Source organism: Cupriavidus sp. WS (genome assembly GCF_000395345.1).
In the GTDB taxonomy this organism is placed as follows: domain Bacteria; phylum Pseudomonadota; class Gammaproteobacteria; order Burkholderiales; family Burkholderiaceae; genus Cupriavidus; species Cupriavidus basilensis_B.
On sequence record NZ_AQPL01000465.1, the window covers coordinates 1 to 17405 of the forward strand.

Consider the following 17405-nt stretch of genomic DNA (forward strand, 5'->3'; position numbering starts at 1 on the left):
CGCTCGCGGCGGTTGGAGGTGACCGCGCCGCCGGCGCCGCCGCCGACCGCGCCGCCGATCACCGCGCCGGTCGAGCCGCCGACCGCGCCGCCCACGGCCGCGCCGGCCACGCCGCCGAGCGCGCCGCCGAGGGCATTGTTCATATCGCCCGCGAATACCGGCAGCGCGGATGCCGCCAGGGCGATGGCCAGGGTGAAATGACGAACGGTGTGCCGAGACATGTTCTTCTTCCTTGAGTTGATCGTTTTCTTGACCGGTTCCGGTCTGCTTTGCCGCAAGTGTAGAGAGGTCGCCCCGCGCTTGCTGTAACCACGTGTAAGGCCCTGTAACCGCTGCAGAAAGGCAGAAGGGCCGCCTCGCGGCGGCCCTCCTCAGGCATCACTTCGACCGGCCCGCACCGCCCGCCCCGGCGGGCACGATGCGGCGCTTCAGCAGCACTTGCCCTGCCCCCCGCCGTAGCGCGCTTCCTGGCGCTCGCGGAAGAATTCCTCGTAGCTCATGGGCGCGCGGTCCGGGTGGATGCTTTCCATGTGCGCCACATAGGTCTGGTAGTCCGGCAGCCCCACCATCAGGCGCAGCGACTGGCCCAGGTAGCGGCCCACGGTGCCGAGTTGTTCGAGCATGGCGATTCTCCTTTGCGGTGCGCGGGCGGTGCCGGCGTACTCAGTGCTGCGCCGAGGCGGAAGCCGGCAGCGGCTCGAACGGCGTCTCGCGGTCGGTCGGGCGGCTCGCGGCGCGCGCGGCCAGCGCGGTCTTGAAGCCGTAGAACACGATCGACAGCACCACGAACATGAACAGCGCGCACAGCCCGGCGTCGAGGTAGTCGTTGAACACGATGCGGTGCATCTGCTCCATCGACTTGGCCGGCGCCAGCACCTTGCCCGCGGCGATGGCGTCGCTGAACTTGCCGGCGTGGGTCAGGAAGCTGACCTTGGGATCGGCGTCGAACAGCTTCTGCCAGCCGGCGGTCAGCGTGCAGATCAGCAGCCACACGGTCGGCACCAGCGTGACCCAGGCGTACTGGCCGCGCTTCATCTTGACCAGCACGCAGGTGCCCAGCACCAGCGCCACCGCGGCCAGCATCTGGTTGGAGATGCCGAACAGCGGCCACAGCGTGTTGATGCCGCCGAGCGGATCGACCACGCCCTGGTACAGGAAGTAGCCCCACGCCGCCACGCACAGCGCGGTGGCGATCAGGTTGGCCGGCAGCGAGTCGGTGCGGCGGAAGGCCGGCACGAAGCTGCCCAGCAGGTCCTGCAGCATGAAGCGCCCGGCGCGCGTGCCGGCGTCGACCGCGGTCAGGATGAACAGCGCCTCGAACAGGATGGCGAAGTGATACCAGAAGGCCATCATGGCCTGGCCGCCCACCACCTGGTGCAGGATGTGGGCGATGCCCACGGCCAGCGTGGGCGCGCCGCCGGCGCGCGAGATGATGGAGTTCTCGCCGACGTCCTTGGCGGTCTGGATCAGCACGTCCGGCGTGATGACGAAGCCCCAGCTCGACACCACCGACGCCACCGCTTCCGGCGAGGTGCCGATCACGGCCGCCGGGCTGTTCATGGCGAAGTACACGCCCGGCTCGATCACCGAGGCGGCCACCAGCGCCATGATGGCGACGAAGGACTCGGCCAGCATCGCGCCGTAGCCGATGAAGCGCATGTGCGACTCGTTCTCCAGCAGCTTGGGCGTGGTGCCCGAGGAGATCAGCGCGTGGAAGCCCGACACCGAGCCGCAGGCGATGGTGATGAACAGGAACGGGAACAGGTTGCCCGACCACACCGGCCCGCCGCCCTGCGCGAACTGCGTGAACGCCGGCATCTTCAACTCCGGCGCCACGATCAGGATGCCGATGGCCAGCGCGATGATGGTGCCGATCTTGAGGAAGGTCGAGAGGTAGTCGCGCGGCGCCAGCAGCAGCCACACCGGCAGCACCGCGGCGATGAAGCCGTAGACGATCAGCATCCACGTCAGCGCCTTGCCGTCGTAGGTGAACAGCGGCGCCAGCACGGCGCTTTCATGCACGTACTGGCCGCCGATGATGGCCAGCATCAGCAGCACGAAGCCGATCACCGACACCTCGCCGATGCGGCCCGGGCGGATGTAGCGCGTGTACAGGCCCATGAAGACGGCGATGGGAATCGTCACGCCCACGGTGAAGGTGCCCCACGGCGAGCCCGCCAGCGCCTTCACCACGATCAGCGCCAGCACCGCCAGGATGATGATCATGATCATGAAGCAGCCGAACAGCGCGATCATGCCGGGCACCGTGCCCATCTCGGACTTGATCAGGTCGCCCAGCGAGCGGCCGTCGCGGCGCGTGGAGATGAACAGCACCATGAAGTCCTGCACCGCGCCGGCGAACACCACGCCGGCCAGGATCCACAGCATGCCGGGCATGTAGCCCATCTGCGCGGCCAGCACCGGGCCGACCAGCGGGCCGGCGCCGGCGATGGCGGCGAAATGGTGGCCGAACAGCACCGCCTTGTTGGTCGGCACGTAGTCCAGGCCGTCGTTGTGGCGCCAGGCCGGCGTCATGCGCCGCGGGTCGAGCTGCATGACCTTGTCGGCGATGAACTTGCTGTAGTAGCGGTAGGCGATCAGGTAGATGCAGATCGCGGCGACCACGATCCACAGGGCACTGACGGCTTCGCCGCGAGACAGTGCAACGGTGGCGAAGGCGAAGGCGCCGAGCACGGCGACGGCCAGCCACACCAGGTGTTGCCCGATGCGATTCATGATGAGGGTCTCCTCAGACCATTTGTAGGAATGCCGGCGGCGGCAGGCCCGGCATGCATGGCGCGGCTGAGGCGTCCGGGTGGACGGCACGCCGGGGACGGCGGGCTGACGATGGATGGCGCGGTTGTCTCCTGCCAGGTTTTTCGTCGGCGCCCGGCAAGTCTCGCAAGCTCCGGATCTGGTCGTCGCAGGCGGGCGATGCCGCCGGCAGATCCTCCGATCGCCCGCCGCACCCGCTGCGCAGGACGCATGCGTGGGGGCTGGGGGCAGCCGTCGCGCGTCCGGCGTGTAGTATTGACACCCGTTACTGGCGGCACAAGCGCGGAACTACGCAGCGGGGCTGCGTGGTACTACGCAGATCCACGGCCGGATGCCGCTTGCGCGGCATCCGTGTTTACCCCGGTACATGGCCGCGAGGCCGTCCAGGCACCTCCCAAGCATTGCCCCGGCACCGATGAAACTCCGTCAGAAGATCCTCCTGCTGGCCGTCGCGCCGCTGGCCGTCGCCATGTTCGGCATCGCGCTGGCGGTGCGCTACCAGGCCACCGAGCTGGCCCGCCACGAGCGCGCGCTGGTCGAGGCCGCCTACCTGCAGAGCAAGGAAACCGAGCTGCGCCACTACGTCGAGCTGGCGCAGAGCGCGATCGCGCCGATGGTGCGCTCGGGCCGCAACGACGCCGCCACGCGCGACGCCGCCATGCAGGCGCTGGCGCGCCTGGACTACGGCCCCGACGGCTATTTCTTCCTCTACGACATGCAGGGCCGCAACCTGATGCACCCGCGCCAGCCCGAGCTGGTCGGGCAGGACCTGTGGAGCCTGCGCGATCCCAAGGGCGAGCCCACCATCCAGCAGCTGATCGCCGCCGCGCGCGCCGGCGGCGGCTCGGTGCGCTACATGTGGAAGAAGCCGTCCTCGCAGCAGATGGCGCCCAAGCTCGGCTACGTGGTCGGGGTGCCGCAGTGGAACTGGATGCTCGGCACCGGCATCTACCTGGATGACGTCGAGCGCACGCTGCGCCAGCTCGACGCGCGCGCCGAGACCGACATCCGCGAGACGATGGCGTGGATCGGCGTGATCGCCGGCATCAGCATCCTGCTGGTGGCCGCCAGCGGGCTGGCCCTCAACGTGAGCGAGCACCGCGAGGCCGACGCCAAGCTGCGCCAGCTCGCGCAGCGCGTGGTGCAGTCGCAGGAAGACGAGCGCGCGCGGCTGTCGCGCGAGCTGCACGACGGCATCAGCCAGCTGCTGGTGTCGGTCAAGCTGCTGCTGGAAACCGCCGCCAACCGCCTGCGCCTGGCGCCCGGCGACGGCGCCACCGTGGCGCCCGTGCTCGGCACGGCGCTCGGGCGCCTGGACACCGTGTTCAACGAAGTGCGGCGCGTGGCGCGCAACCTGCGCCCGGCCCTGCTCGACGACCTCGGCCTCTATGCCGCGCTGGAGCACCTCGCGCGCGAGATGCAGGACGGCAGCGGCCTGCGCATCGCCGTCACGCGCACCGGTAAGCCGCGCGAGCTGCCCGACGAGCAGGCCACCGCGCTGTTCCGCATCGCCCAGGAGGCGCTGACCAATGTGGAGCGCCATGCGCACGCGCGCCACGTGGCGCTGGCGCTGGACTTCGACGCCGACGCCACTCGCCTCACGGTGCAGGACGACGGCGCCGGCTTCGACGTGGCGCGCATGCAGCACGACCCCAAGCGCGGCATCGGCCTGCGCAACCTCGGCGAGCGCGTGGCCGCGCTGGGCGGGGAGTTCGAGATCGAGTCCCGCGCGGGCGCCACCCGTTTGCGCGCCGCCGTGCCGGTGGTACGCTCGGCCCCGCCACCCCGGGACGTACCAGGAAAGACCGCATCATGAGCCAAGCCCCCGCCCGCATCCTGCTGATCGACGATCACGCGCTGGTGCGCGATGGCATGCGCATGCGGCTCGGCCTGCAGCCCGAGCTGACCGTGGTCGGCGAGGCCGACGACGGCGAGGCCGCGCTGGCCTGGCTGGCGCAGGCCGGACCCGAGCAGATGCCCGAGCTGGTCATCACCGACATCGGCATGCGCGGCATGGGCGGCATCGCGCTGGCCGCCGCGCTGCACGACGACTACCCGGAAATCGCCGTGCTGATGGTGTCGATGCACGACAACCTCGAATACGTGCGCCAGGCCATCCGCGCCGGCGCGCGCGGCTACGTGCTCAAGGACGCGCCGGCCGACGAGCTGATGGCGGCCATCGGCGCGGTGCTGGCCGGGCGCGTCTTCTACAGCGCCCGCATCGCCCGCCGCATGGCCGAGGAGTCGCCGTCCGCCGGGCCGCTCGACGCGCTCACGCCGCGCGAGCGCGACATCCTCAACTGCATCGGCCGCGGGCAGGCCAACAAGGACATCGCCGCCGCGCTCGGCGTGTCGGTGCGCACCATCGAGACGCACCGCCTGAACCTGCGCCGCAAGCTCGGCATCGAAGGCCGCGCCGAGCTGGTCAAGTACGCGGTGGAGCAGCTCGACGCCGGCGGCGGCAACCCGGCGTAGACGACCGGCGCGGTGCCGGCCGCCGGCTCATGTTGCCGTTTGCGTCGCTCAGGCCGCGAGGCGCCTGGCCAGCGCCTCCTTGGCCTCGATCAGCGCCTGCGGCAGGTGGTGCCGCAGTTGCGTGAACAGCGCGTCATGCAGCGCCAGCTCCTGCTGCCACGCGGCATGGTCGATCGACGTGACCTGCTCGAACTGCGCCTCGCTGAAGGCGAGGCCGTTCCAGTTCAGGTCGCCGTAGCGCGGCGAGGTGCCGAACACGTGCTCGGCGCCCTGGCCGCGCCCTTCCACGCGGTCGATCATCCACGACAGCACGCGCATGTTCTCGCCGAAGCCCGGCCACACGAAGTTGCCGTCGGCGTCCTTGCGGAACCAGTTCACGCAGTAGATCTTCGGCAGGCGGGCGCCGGCGGCCTCGAGCTTCTTGCCCAGCGCCAGCCAGTGGCCGAAGTAGTCGCTCATGTTGTAGCCGCAGAACGGCAGCATGGCGAACGGGTCGCGGCGCACCACGCCCTGCTGGCCGGCGGCCGCGGCGGTGGTTTCCGAGCCCATCGTGGCGGCCATGTAGACGCCCTCGGTCCAGTTGCGCGCCTCGGTCACGAGCGGCACCGTGGTCGAGCGGCGGCCGCCGAAGATGAAGGCGTCGATGGCCACGCCGGCGGGGTTGTCCCAGTTCTCGTCGATCGACGGGCACTGCACGGCCGGCGCGGTGAAGCGCGCGTTCGGGTGCGCCGCCTTGGCGCCGGTGGCCCTGGCGATCTCCGGGGTCCAGTCCTTGCCCTGCCAGTCGATCAGATGGGCCGGCGCTTCCTTGCTCATGCCTTCCCACCACACGTCGCCGTCGTCGGTCAGCGCCACGTTGGTGAAGATGACGTTTTCCTTGAGCGTCGCCATCGCGTTGTAGTTGGTCTTCTCGCTCGTGCCCGGGGCCACGCCGAAGTAGCCGGCTTCCGGGTTGATGGCGTACAGGCGGCCGTCCTGGCCCGGCTTGATCCAGGCGATGTCGTCGCCGATGGTGGTGACCTTCCAGCCCTCGAAGCCCTTGGGCGGGATCAGCATGGCGAAGTTGGTCTTGCCGCAGGCCGACGGGAACGCCGCCGCGACGTGGTACTTCTTGCCCTCGGGCGAGGTCACGCCGAGGATCAGCATGTGCTCGGCCAGCCAGCCTTCGTCGCGGCCCATCGTCGAGGCGATCCGCAGCGCGAAGCACTTCTTGCCCAGCAGCGCGTTGCCGCCGTAGCCCGAGCCATAGGACCAGATCTCGCGCGTTTCCGGGAAATGGACGATGTACTTGGTGGTGTTGCAGGGCCACGGCACGTCCTTCTCGCCGGCGGCCAGCGGCTTGCCCACGCTGTGCACGCACGGCACGAACGCGCCGTCGGCGCCGAGCACGTCGTACACCGCGCGGCCCATGCGGGTCATGATGCGCATGTTGGCGACCACGTAGGGCGAATCGGACAGCTCCACGCCGATGTGGGCGATCGGCGAGCCCAGCGGGCCCATCGAGAACGGCACCACGTACAGCGTGCGCCCGCGCATGCAGCCGTCGAACAGGCCGCCCAGCGTCTGGCGCATCTCGGCCGGGGCGGTCCAGTTGTTGGTGGCGCCGGCGTCTTCCTGCTTCTGCGAGCAGATGAAGGTGCGGTCCTCCACGCGCGCCACGTCCGACGGGTCGGACAGCGCCAGGAAGGAATTCTTGCGCCTGGCGGGGTTCAGGCGCTTCATGGTGCCGGCGGCGACCATCTGCTCGCACAGGCGGTCGTATTCCTCCTGCGAGCCGTCGCACCAGTGGATGTGGTCGGGTTTGGTCAGCGCGGCGATCTCGGCGACCCAGGCGATCAGCTTCTGGTGCCGGATCCAGGCCGGGACGTTGAGTGCGGGCGTGCCCTGCATGGTGGGGTGGTTCATACAGCTTGCTCCAAGGCAAAAAAGAATTCTTTGCAAAGCCCGGGCCCCGCCTGCGCGCCTTCCGCGTCTCTCGCGCTTTCCGCGCCTTCGCGCTCCTCGCGCTCTTTGCGGCGCCCTTTGTGTCTTCCGCGTCCCTCGCGCCTTCCATGCCACATGGCCGGCGGCAGCCCATGCAGGGCAGACCGCCGCGTCCGGGCGCGGGTTCCGCGCCGCGGCGGCATTGCCGGCATCGGCGGCGCGCCGGCACCCGTCACATCCCGTTACAACTCCACGGCCGTCCGGGCCGCGGAAAAGGCCGCGAAAGATCGCGGCAGGCCCCGCGGCTGCGCTACAGTTGCGCTTTGCCCGCGGCAGGCTTTGTCCGGCGCGGTCCGGAAGGCGGGAGCAGGGCTCGACCGGCAATCCGCACACTGCATCGGAGCCGGCAAGGATACCATTGCACCGCGCCGCTGTTTTTTGCTCCGCAGCAATGCCGGCGCCTTGCCGCGGCGCGGCGCCGGACTGTCCGGCAGCGCACATTTGCCGCTCGCCAAAGTGGCTGCGCCGCACGCCGGGGCGGCTGCGGCGGCGCGCCGCAGGTGCTAAAACCATACCGTGGATGCGCGCGCCGGTCTGTGGGCGCGCGCACCTTAGCCATTGCCAAAATAGAGTTGCCGATGAAGATTGCCGTACTCGACGATTACCAGGATGCGGTTCGCAAGCTGTCCTGCTTCAGCCTGCTCGACGGGCATGACGTCAAGGTGTTCAACAACACCGTCAAGGGCGTGGGCCAGCTCGCGGCGCGGCTGTCGGACGTGGAGGCCGTGGTGCTGATCCGCGAGCGCTCGCGCATCACCCGCCAGCTGCTGGAGAAGCTGCCCAAGCTCAAGATCATCAGCCAGACCGGGCGCGCCGGCGGGCACATCGACATCGAGGCGTGCACCGAGCGTGGCGTGGCGGTGCTCGAAGGCGCCGGCTCGCCGGTGGCGCCGGCCGAGCTCACCTGGGCGCTGATCATGGCGGCCCAGCGCCGCATTCCCCAGTACGTGGCCAGCCTCAAGCACGGCGCCTGGCAGCAGTCCGGGCTCAAGTCCACCACCATGCCGCCCAACTTCGGCCTGGGCCAGGTGCTGCGCGGGCAGACCCTGGGCATCTGGGGCTACGGCAAGATCGGCAAGCTGCTGGCCGGCTACGGCCGCGCGTTCGGCATGAACGTGCTGGTGTGGGGCCGCGAGAACTCGCAGAAAAGCGCGCGCGAGGACGGCCTGGCCGTCGCCGGGTCGCAGGAGCAACTGTTCGCCGACAGCGACGTGCTGTCGCTGCACCTGCGCCTGAACGACGAGACCCGCGGGCTGGTCAAGCTGGCCGACCTGACCCGCATGAAGCCGACCGCGCTGTTCGTCAATACCAGCCGCGCCGAGCTGGTCGAGGAAAACGCCCTGCTGACCGCGCTCAACCGCGGCCGTCCCGGCATGGCGGCGGTCGACGTGTTCGAGTCCGAGCCGATCCTGCAGGGCCACGCGCTGCTGCGCATGGAAAACTGCATCTGCACGCCGCACCTGGGCTACGTGGAGCGCGAGAGCTACGAGCTGTATTTCCGCATCGCCTTCCAGAACATCCTCGACGTGCTGGCCGGCCAGCACGACAGCATCGCCAATCCCAAGGCGCTCACGCCCGCGCTGTCGCGCTGAGGCGTGCCGCGGGGCGGCGTGGCCGCCCCGTTTTTCTTCCCGGCTTCATTCGCGTTGCGTACCGGCAAGCTCTCGGCCGAGGCTTGCGGGCTCATGCCTGCGTGCCAACCAGCCCGCGCGAGTGCGCGACCTTCGCGCCGATGTGGTTCCAGGTCGAGGGCCTGATCGGCATGTCCCGCGCGGCGTGCGGGAAGTGTTCCGCGGCCTCGCACACCTGGTCGAGGACGGCCACGGCTTCGTTCTTCCTGAGACCGGCCTTCGACGCCAGGTCGGTCAGGTGCGATCGCCCGATGCGCAGTGCTTCGCCGCAGACATCCATCTGGTGGTAGCCGCCCGGCCCCTCGTTGAACGTGAGGTCGTATCCCGGCGCGACACGCCACCTGCCATCGCGGCGCATCAGGAATGACAGGTTTTTCGCGTGGTCGTCCCGGTTGTGAAAGACCACGTTGAACACGCAGCGCCGGTACATGCCGAGGACTTCGCGCTCGTCGGCCGTCAGCAGGCGCGTGAGCCTGAGCACGGACAGGTAGTCGAGCGCCGGGTGCCGGAAGTCGGCATGTGCCAGACCGGAAACCGTATGCACCGGGACGCGCATTCCATCTTCGCGGTCGAAGCGTTCGATGCCGAACGCGGTCAGGTCCTTGGCAAGGGCGAAGAAGTGCGTCGCCGGCATCGGGATGCCGGACCGCCGGGCCATGTCCGCATAGACGTGTTCGATCGCGCAGACCTCCGGGTCCTCGTTCTGTCCGGGGAACTTGACGAGCCACGGCGTGCCCGGCCCGTCCTCCGATCGCGAAGCGACGCCGCTGGTCCAGTCGAGGTTCACGCGGACCTTCGGGCGGGCGCCCTGCGGCGAGCCGCCCATCAGCGCGAGATCGCGCAGCATGCCCTCGCTGTCGCCGGACAGGACGCCGCGCACGCTGTTGGCGACCTCGAGCAGATCGACGTCGCGTTTTTCAAGCTCGCGCGGCGACGGCGGCTCGAATGCCAGCGCGCCCATTGCATCCTCTCCGATGAAGGCGAGCCGGTCGAGCGGCGAGACCGTGGCAATATCGATGCCGTTCCTGCGGAAGAGCCGGTCCATCACCAGCAGGCCCCAGCCGTCCGGCAGCGCGTCGCTCACGAGACCCGGCAGGCGTTGCTGGTGCTGCGGAAAATCGCGATACGCGTCGCGGGAGAGCGGCAGGTTGTAGGGCGACAGTTCGAGCCCGCGAGCCAGTGCCTCCGGGGTGTACTGAAACAGCAGATCGCGTCCGTCGTCGGCCAGTCGCGCCAGCGGGAAGCGTTCGCCCCAGCCGGCATACATCACGGTCAGCTTCCTCATGCCTCATCCTTTCTTGCGGCCGGCGCGGCGGCGCGAGTGGCTGGCGGCTTCCATCTGCTCGATGCTTGCCGGGCGCGTGACGAACACCGGCTCGAGCTGCTGGACGACCCCCAGCGTGGTGGCCACGCGCAGCAGGACCTCGACGGTGACGAGCCCGGTGCGCTCGAGATTGCGCAGGGCGCCAAGCGAGACACCGGCCCGCGCGGCCGTCTCCGCCTGCGACTGATTCAGGGACAGGCGGCGTGCCCGCAGGCGCTGCCCGAGTTCGCCCGCGACCTCCTGGGGTGTGGCCAGCTTAAAGAGCATTGATATGGCTGTTATGCGAGAAAATATTTGATAACTGTCATTGTAATGGCTGATATATGAAAATCAACCGGCACCCGGCAAGATGCCGCATCGGTACGTAACGCGAACAGCGCTTTTTCTCTCCCCTCCTCCCTCCCCCTTTTGTTTTCCCTGCTTGTGCCCCGGCCGCCACGCCGAAACGCGAACCGGGCAAACCCGCTACACTCGCCGCACCGCGCGGCCCGGGTGACGCGCGGGCCGCGTTTCCGTCCGCCCTTCCCCTGTCCCCTCGTGGCGCCTCGCGGCGCCGGCCGCAATGGATCCCAGGCTCCTGACGCTGTGCTTCGGCAATTTCGTCATCGGCACCGGCGCGATGATCGTCACCGGCATGCTCAACCACATCGCCGGCGACTTCGGCCTGGGCGCGGCCACGGCCGGGCAGCTGATCTCGGTGTTCGCGCTGGCCACCTGCGTGGGCGCGCCGCTGTTCGCCACGCTCGGCTCGCGCATCGACCGCCGCGTGCTGCTGGCCGGCGCGCTGCTGGTGTACGCCGCCATGCACCTGGCCGCGGCGCTGGCGCCGGGCTTCGCCAGCCTGATGGCGATCCGCTTCGCCACCGCCGTGGGCGCGGCCATCTACACGCCGCAGGCGGCCGCCACGCTGCCGCTGCTGGTCAACGCGCACACGCGCGGGCGCGCCATCAGCTTCGTGTTCCTGGGCTGGAGCGTGGCCAGCGTGGTCGGCGTGCCGCTGGGCACGTGGATCGCCAGCACGGCGGGCTGGCGCTTCAGCATGGCGCTGGTGGGCGTGATGGCGCTGGCCGCGGCGCTGGCGGTGTGGCGCGTGCTGCCGCCGCGGCTGTACGTGGCGCCGGTCGGCCGCGCCGCCTGGGGCGCGGTGCTGCGGCACACGCCGATGGTGCTGGTGGTGGCCACCACCATGATCCAGTCGGCCGGCATGTTCACGCTGTTTACGTATATCGCGCCGCTGCTGCGCGACGTGCACGGCATCAGCGGCGCCGCGCTGAGCCTGATGTTCCTCGCCTACGGCGCCTGCGGCGTGGCCGGCAACGTGCTGGCCGCCGCGCGCATGGACCGCGCCACGCCCGCGCGCATCGTCCAGCTGGCCATGCTGACCTCGCTGGCGGCCATGCTGCTGTGGCCGCTGGCCGCGATCGGGCCGGTGGCGCTGGTGCTGATCTTCATGCTGTGGGGCGTGGGCGGCTTCGCCACCAACAGCGCGCAGCAGGCGCGGCTGGTGGCGCTGGCGCCGGAACGGGCCTCGGCCTCGATCTCGCTCAATTCTTCCTCGATCTACCTCGGCCAGGCGCTCGGCGCCATGGGCGGCGCGGCGATCTACGCCACCGCCGGCGCCGACGCCCTGCACTGGGGCGCCGCCGCGCTGATGCTGCTGGCGCTGGCCGTGTCGCAGCGCGCGCGGGCGCTGGGCTGCCGCTGGGGCGCCGCGCGGCAGGCCTGAGCCGGACCTGAGCCGGACATACCCCGTGGTATCCCCCGGATTGCCGTCCCGCCCGCTTTTCCGCCTGCGCATGGGCCGGCATCGACAACATGCTGCCGGAATGTGTCGCCATGTCATGCTTTTCTGCTAATGTTTGGCTTTCGATACAAGTACGGATAAGCTGGAGCGAACAGGTCTCGGCGGTGCGCTGTAATACGTTGTAATGATCCGGCATGCCAAGTCGCTAGCCGCCGACGGTCCCGATCCTGTACTAGTAGCGGTTTTGTCGCGAGGCGGCATCGGTTCCAAGAAGCCGGGTCGTCGGGGAGCGGCGCGTGACGCGCGCACTGTAAGAGAGACCTCACATGAAAACGAATGGCATCGACCAGGCCAAGGGCTTTGTCGACGGTAAGTGGAGCCCGGCCACGGGCACCGGCAAGGGCCGGGTCTCCCCGTGGCTGCTGCTCGCGGTCCTGGCCGTGCTGGTGGCCGGCGGCTGGTATGGCTGGCGCATCTTGATGGCGCCGAAACCCGCCGCCAAGGCGCCGGCCGCGGTGGTGGTCAGCACGGCCGTGGTCCAGCAGGGCGACGTGCCGCTGCAGGTGAGCGCCAACGGAACGGTCAGCGCGCTGTCCACCGTGGAGGTGCGCCCGCAGGTCTCGAGCACGGTGCGCGCCGTGCATATCAAGGAAGGCCAGTCGGTCAAGCCGGGCGATCTGCTGTTCACGCTGGACACGCGCATGGACGAGGCCAACCTCGCCAAGTCGCAGGCCCAGCTGCTGCGCGACCAGGCCGACCTCGCCGACGCGCGCCGCACGCTGGCGCGCAGCCAGGAGTTGCTCGAGCGCAACTTCATCTCCAAGAGCGCGGTGGACACGGCGCAGGCCAAGGTCGACGGTTTCGAGGCCACCATCCGCGCCGACCAGGCCGCCATCGAGGCCAGCCGCGTGGCGGTCAGCTACGGCGCCATCCGCGCCACCATCGCCGGGCGCACCGGCGTGATCAACATGTTCCCCGGCTCGCTGGTGACGCCCACCAGCGCGCTGCCGCTGGTCACGATCGCGCAGATCCAGCCCATCGCCGTCACCTTCACGCTGCCCGAGCGCCAGCTCGCGGCGCTGCGCGAGGCGCTGCACGCCGGCCCGGTCGCCGTCACCGCCATGCCCAACGACGGCAGCAAGACCCCGGTGACGGGCAAGATCAGCTTCGTGGACAACTCGGTCGACCCGCAGTACGGCAGCATCCGCATCAAGGCGCAGTTCGACAACGAGGAGCAGCGCCTGTGGCCGGGCACCTACGCCAACGTGGACGCCGTGGTGCAGACCCTCAAGGGCGCGCTGTCGGTGCCGCCGCAGGCGGTCGTGACCGGCCCGGAAGGCCGCTTCGTCTACGTCGTGCAGGCCGACAACCGCGTCAAGCCGGTGCCGGTCAAGGTGCAGATCTCGACCGCCAGCGCCGCCGTCATCGACGGCGTGCAGCCGGGCGCGCGCGTGGTGGTGGAAGGCGCGCAGAACCTGCGCGCGGGCAGCCTGGTGCGCGAAGCCCCGCCGGCCGCCCGGGGCGCCGCCAGCGCCCCGGCCGCCGACGCCAAGCCTTGAAGTCCAGAGCCCCCAAGCCATGAACCTGTCCGAGCTCTGTATCCGCCGTCCGGTGATGACGGTGCTGCTGTGCCTTGCGGTGATCGTCACCGGCATCGCGCTCTACCCCACCATCCCGATCGCCGCGCTGCCGTCGTTCAACTCGCCGGTGATCCAGGTCACCGCCACGCTGCCCGGGGCCAGTCCCGAGACCATGGCGGCCTCGGTGGCGATCCAGCTGGAAAAGCAGTTCGCCACCATTCCCGGCGTGTCGGTGATCAGCTCGTCGAACACGCTCGGCAACTCCAGCATCACCATCGAGTTCAACAACGACCGCGACATCGACGCCGCCGCCGTGGACGTGCAGGCCGCGCTGTTCCGCGCGCAGCGCTCGCTGCCGATCGAGATGACGGTGCCGCCGTCGTACCGCAAGGTCAACCCGGCCGACGCGCCGGTGCTGCTGCTGGCGATCAACTCGCCGGCGCTGAGCCTGGCCGAGCTCAATGCGTTCGGCGACAACCTGATCTCGCCCACGCTGGCCACGCTGCCCGGCGTGGCGCAGGTGCAGGTCAACGGCCAGAAGCGCTTCGCGGTGCGCGTGCGCGCCCACCCGGACGCGCTCTCCGCGCGCGGCCTCACGCTCGACGAGCTGGCCACCGCGCTGAACCGCGCCAACGCCAACACCCCGGTCGGCACGCTCGACGGCGCGCGCCAGACGCTCACCATCCAGGCCAACCGCCAGCTCGCCAGCGCCGACGCCTTCCGCAACATCATCGTGGCCAGCCAGCCCAGCGGCGCGCTGGTGCGGCTGTCCGACGTGGCCGAGGTCGAGGACAGCGTCGAGACCATCAAGACCGGCAGCTGGCTCAACAACGAGCGCTCCATCGTGCTGGCCGTGCTGCGCCAGCCGGACGCCAACACGGTGGCGGTGGTGGACGCTATCAAGGCCACGCTGCCGCGCCTGATCCAGCAGATGCCGGCCTCGGTCAGCGTCAGCGTGGTCAACGACCGCTCGGTGTCGGTCCGCGAGTCGATCCACGACGTGCAGTTCACGCTGGCGCTGACCGTGGCGCTGGTGGTGATGGTGATCTTCCTGTTCCTGCGCCGCGCCGCCGCCACGCTGATTCCCACCGTGTCGCTGCCGATCTCGCTGATCGGCACGGTGGCGCTGATGAAGGTGTTCGGCTACAGCCTGGACAACGTCTCGCTGCTGGCCATCACGCTCGCTGTGGGCCTGGTGGTGGACGACGCCATCGTGATGCTGGAAAACATCGTGCGCCACATCGAGGAAGGCGTGCCGCCGCTGCGCGCCGCGCTGATCGGCTCGCGCGAGATGGGCTTCACCATCCTGTCGATCTCGATCTCGCTGATCGCGGTGTTCATCCCGATCTTCTTCATGCCGGGCGTGATCGGCCTGCTGTTCCACGAGTTCGCCGCGGTGGTGTCGCTGTCGATCCTGGTCTCGGCGCTGGTGTCGCTCACGCTGATCCCGATGCTGTGCGCGCGCTTCCTCTCGGCCGAGAACGTGCCCATCGACGAGTCGCAGCACACCTACGGCGACCACGCCGGGCAGGCGGCGCACGCGCCCGCCGCGGCGCAGAAGCAGACCATCGGCCTGCGCTCCACGCAGTGGTTCGAGGACCTGTTCGAGTTCACGCTGCACCGCTACGCGCGCGGGCTGGACTGGTGCCTGGCGCACCGCAAGTCGGTGCTGGCGGTGGCCGGCCTGACCTTCGTGCTGACCGCGGTGCTGTTCGCGACCATTCCCAAGGGCTTCTTCCCCGAGGAAGACATCGGCCAGATCCAGGTCAACGCCGAAGGCCCGCAGGACATCTCGTTCGACGCGATGGCCGAGCGCCTGCGCGACGCCGCCGAGCGCATGCGCAAGAACCCCGCGGTGCGCAGCGTGGTGGTGACGATCGGCGGCGGCAACTCGCCGGCCATCAACACCGGCCGCATGTTCGTCGAGCTCCAGCCGCACGGCCAGCGCCCGCGCATGTCCAAAGTGGTCGAGTCGCTGCGCCACGACGTGTCCGGCATTCCCGGGCTGGCGGTCTATTTCTCGCCGGTGCAGAACCTGCGCCTGGGCGGGCGCCAGAGCAAGAGCCGCTACCAGTACACGCTGCAAAGCGTGAAGGCCGGCCAGTTGCAGGAATACTCGGACAAGCTGATGGCCAGGATGCGCGCCGACCCCGTGTTCCGCGACGTCACCAGCGACTCGCAGCAATCCGGCCTGGAAGCGCAGCTCTCCATCGACCGCGACAAGGCCAACGCGCTCGGCGTGCAGATCCAGGACGTGCGCCAGGCGCTGTACTCCGCGTTCGGCGAGCGCCAGGTCTCGACCATCTACACGCCGATCGACAACTACTACGTGATCCTCACCGCGGCCGACATCGACCGCGCCGACGAGACCGCGTTCTCCAAGCTCTACGTGCGCAGCAAGACTGGGCAGATGGTGCCGGTCTCGGCCTTCTCCACCACCGAGCGCCGGGTCGGCCCGATCGCCGTGAACCACCAGGGCCAGCTGCCCTCGGTGACGGTGTCGTTCAACCTCGCGCCGGGCGCGGCGCTGGGCGCGGCCTCGTCCAAGATCGACACCTACCGGCAGGAGATCGACATGCCGACCTCGATCTTCACGAGCTGGGGCGGCGACGCCGCGGTGTTCCAGTCCTCGCAGGCCACCCAGGTGCTGCTGCTGGTGGCCGCCATCGCGGTGATCTACACGCTGCTGGGCGTGCTGTACGAAAGCTACATCCACCCGCTCACCATCCTGGCCGGCCTGCCGTCGGCGGCGGTGGGCGCGCTGCTCACGCTGTTCATCTTCAACGTGGAGCTGTCGCTGATCGCCACCATCGGCGTGCTGATGCTGATCGGCATCGTCAAGAAGAACGCCATCATGATGATCGACTTCGCGCTGGCGGCGCAGCGCGAGCAGGGCATGGCGCCCGCGCGCGCGATCCGGCAGGCCTGCCTGCTGCGCTTCCGCCCGATCATGATGACCACCTTCGCCGCCGTGGCCGGCGCGCTGCCGCTGGCGCTGGGCCTGGGCGCCGGCGCCGAGCTGCGCCAGCCGCTGGGCCTGGCGGTGGTGGGCGGGCTGCTGTTCTCGCAGGTCATCACGCTGTTCATCACGCCGGTGATCTACCTCGCGCTGGACCGCTTCTCGGGCACCGGGCCGCTGCAGATCGACTCGGAAGGCAACCGCCTGCCGGAACTGGTCGGCGGGGAGGCGGCCGGCGCCAGCCACTGAGCGGGCCGACGCCACGGCGCGAGCCGGGAGAAGACAGGGGCGGTGCCGGGTCAGCCGGCGCCGCCCTTTTCGTTTGCGCCGGCCGGCGCGCGCGGGGCGAGGTGCGCAGCGCGCCGCCCGCAACTGGGCAATAATGGTCGCCATGCGCGCCAGCCACCACATGAAAAATCCGGACTTCCCCGCCATGCAGACACGTCACCGCCTTGCTTGCCGGCCTGCCGGCCGCCGCGCCGGACTGGCGCTCGCCGCCGCCCTCCTCGCTGCCTTCCTCGCCGCGCTGGCGGGCTGCGCGGGCACGCCGCCGGCCACCGTGGCGGGCGACGTCGCGCACCAGTTCACCGGCAAGACCTACGTGCTGCTCGGTGAAGTGCACGACAACGCCGACGGCCAGAAGCGCCGCCTGCTGGCGCTGTCGAGCGCGCTCGCCGCCGGCTGGCGGCCCGCCATCGCGATGGAGCAGTTCGACCGCGAGCGCCAGCCCGACATCGACCGCGCCCGCCGCGAGCGCCCCGGCGACGCCGCCTACGTGGTCGCGCAGGCCGGCGGCAAGGGCTGGCAATGGGAGCTGTACACGCCGGTGGTGGCGCTCGCGCTGCAATACGACCTGCCGCTGGTGGCGGCCAACCTGTCGCGCGCCGATGCCGGCAGGATCGTGCGCGGCGGGCTCGACGGCGTGTTCGAGCCG

Annotated in this window: 13 protein-coding genes; 7 read left to right on the forward strand and 6 right to left on the reverse strand. The window is 69.8% G+C overall.

Annotation, left to right across the window (positions count from 1 at the left end):
• The 3 genes from K206_RS0131330 to K206_RS0131345 form a co-directional block, all read right to left on the reverse strand.
• Positions 1-221 (reverse strand): glycine zipper domain-containing protein (locus K206_RS0131330; protein WP_020206268.1); only part of this gene is annotated, 221 nt, incomplete at its 3' end.
• Positions 222-428: 207 nt separating this feature from the next.
• Positions 429-623: a YbdD/YjiX family protein gene (locus K206_RS0131340; protein ID WP_020206270.1), complete on the reverse strand. Its 195-nt coding sequence runs from the start codon at positions 621-623 to the stop codon at positions 429-431.
• A 40-nt stretch (positions 624-663) separates the two neighbouring features.
• Positions 664-2736 (reverse strand): carbon starvation CstA family protein, encoded by a 2073-nt coding sequence (locus K206_RS0131345; protein WP_020206271.1) that lies wholly within the window; start codon positions 2734-2736, stop codon positions 664-666.
• 454 nt (positions 2737-3190) lie between these two features.
• Between K206_RS0131345 and K206_RS0131350 the strand changes: the two genes are divergently transcribed.
• Together K206_RS0131350 and K206_RS0131355 are read left to right on the forward strand one after the other, a co-directional pair.
• Positions 3191-4591, forward strand: coding sequence for a cache domain-containing protein (locus tag K206_RS0131350; RefSeq protein WP_020206272.1), 1401 nt, complete (start codon positions 3191-3193; stop codon positions 4589-4591).
• Positions 4588-5250, forward strand: coding sequence for a response regulator transcription factor (locus K206_RS0131355; RefSeq protein ID WP_020206273.1), 663 nt, complete (start codon positions 4588-4590; stop codon positions 5248-5250). Before K206_RS0131350 ends, K206_RS0131355 begins: the two co-directional genes overlap by 4 nt.
• A 48-nt stretch (positions 5251-5298) precedes the next feature.
• Here K206_RS0131355 and K206_RS0131360 read toward each other — a convergent pair whose 3' ends face one another.
• Entirely contained in the window at positions 5299-7155 is a 1857-nt protein-coding gene (locus K206_RS0131360) for a phosphoenolpyruvate carboxykinase (GTP) (RefSeq protein ID WP_020206274.1), read from the reverse strand.
• A gap of 656 nt (positions 7156-7811) precedes the next feature.
• Between K206_RS0131360 and K206_RS0131365 the strand changes: the two genes are divergently transcribed.
• Complete coding sequence (locus K206_RS0131365; protein ID WP_020206275.1) at positions 7812-8825, forward strand: D-2-hydroxyacid dehydrogenase family protein; 1014 nt, start codon at positions 7812-7814, stop codon at positions 8823-8825.
• A gap of 91 nt (positions 8826-8916) precedes the next feature.
• Here K206_RS0131365 and K206_RS0131370 read toward each other — a convergent pair whose 3' ends face one another.
• On the reverse strand, positions 8917-10149 hold the full coding sequence (locus tag K206_RS0131370) for a type II toxin-antitoxin system HipA family toxin (protein WP_020206276.1): 1233 nt from the start codon (positions 10147-10149) through the stop codon (positions 8917-8919).
• A gap of 3 nt (positions 10150-10152) precedes the next feature.
• The gene (locus K206_RS0131375) at positions 10153-10455 is read right to left on the reverse strand and encodes a helix-turn-helix domain-containing protein (RefSeq protein WP_020206277.1); all 303 of its coding nucleotides are present in this window, start codon (positions 10453-10455) and stop codon (positions 10153-10155) included.
• 295 nt (positions 10456-10750) lie between these two features.
• Here K206_RS0131375 and K206_RS0131380 point away from each other — a divergent pair, with 295 nt between their 5' ends.
• The 4 genes from K206_RS0131380 to K206_RS39840 form a co-directional block, all read left to right on the forward strand.
• Positions 10751-11914, forward strand: coding sequence for an MFS transporter (locus K206_RS0131380; RefSeq protein ID WP_020206278.1), 1164 nt, complete (start codon positions 10751-10753; stop codon positions 11912-11914).
• A gap of 344 nt (positions 11915-12258) precedes the next feature.
• A complete protein-coding gene (locus K206_RS0131385) occupies positions 12259-13491 on the forward strand; it encodes an efflux RND transporter periplasmic adaptor subunit (protein WP_020206279.1) in 1233 nt (410 codons plus the stop codon).
• Positions 13492-13510: 19 nt separating this feature from the next.
• A complete protein-coding gene (locus tag K206_RS0131390; protein ID WP_029044295.1) occupies positions 13511-16720 on the forward strand; it encodes an efflux RND transporter permease subunit in 3210 nt (1069 codons plus the stop codon).
• Positions 16721-16904: 184 nt separating this feature from the next.
• Positions 16905-17405 (forward strand): ChaN family lipoprotein (locus K206_RS39840; protein WP_196812944.1); only part of this gene is annotated, 501 nt, incomplete at its 3' end.

What these genes read in the sequence shown, in the direction of transcription:
- K206_RS0131340 (WP_020206270.1), bottom strand. Translation starts at nt 623, where the DNA reads ATGCTCGAACAACTCGGCACCGTGGGCCGCTACCTGGGCCAGTCGCTG.
- K206_RS0131345 (WP_020206271.1), bottom strand. Translation starts at nt 2,736, where the DNA reads ATGAATCGCATCGGGCAACACCTGGTGTGGCTGGCCGTCGCCGTGCTC.
- K206_RS0131350 (WP_020206272.1), top strand. Translation starts at nt 3,191, where the DNA reads ATGAAACTCCGTCAGAAGATCCTCCTGCTGGCCGTCGCGCCGCTGGCC.
- K206_RS0131355 (WP_020206273.1), top strand. Translation starts at nt 4,588, where the DNA reads ATGAGCCAAGCCCCCGCCCGCATCCTGCTGATCGACGATCACGCGCTG.
- K206_RS0131360 (WP_020206274.1), bottom strand. Translation starts at nt 7,155, where the DNA reads ATGAACCACCCCACCATGCAGGGCACGCCCGCACTCAACGTCCCGGCC.
- K206_RS0131365 (WP_020206275.1), top strand. Translation starts at nt 7,812, where the DNA reads ATGAAGATTGCCGTACTCGACGATTACCAGGATGCGGTTCGCAAGCTG.
- K206_RS0131370 (WP_020206276.1), bottom strand. Translation starts at nt 10,149, where the DNA reads ATGAGGAAGCTGACCGTGATGTATGCCGGCTGGGGCGAACGCTTCCCG.
- K206_RS0131375 (WP_020206277.1), bottom strand. Translation starts at nt 10,455, where the DNA reads ATGCTCTTTAAGCTGGCCACACCCCAGGAGGTCGCGGGCGAACTCGGG.
- K206_RS0131380 (WP_020206278.1), top strand. Translation starts at nt 10,751, where the DNA reads ATGGATCCCAGGCTCCTGACGCTGTGCTTCGGCAATTTCGTCATCGGC.
- K206_RS0131385 (WP_020206279.1), top strand. Translation starts at nt 12,259, where the DNA reads ATGAAAACGAATGGCATCGACCAGGCCAAGGGCTTTGTCGACGGTAAG.
- K206_RS0131390 (WP_029044295.1), top strand. Translation starts at nt 13,511, where the DNA reads ATGAACCTGTCCGAGCTCTGTATCCGCCGTCCGGTGATGACGGTGCTG.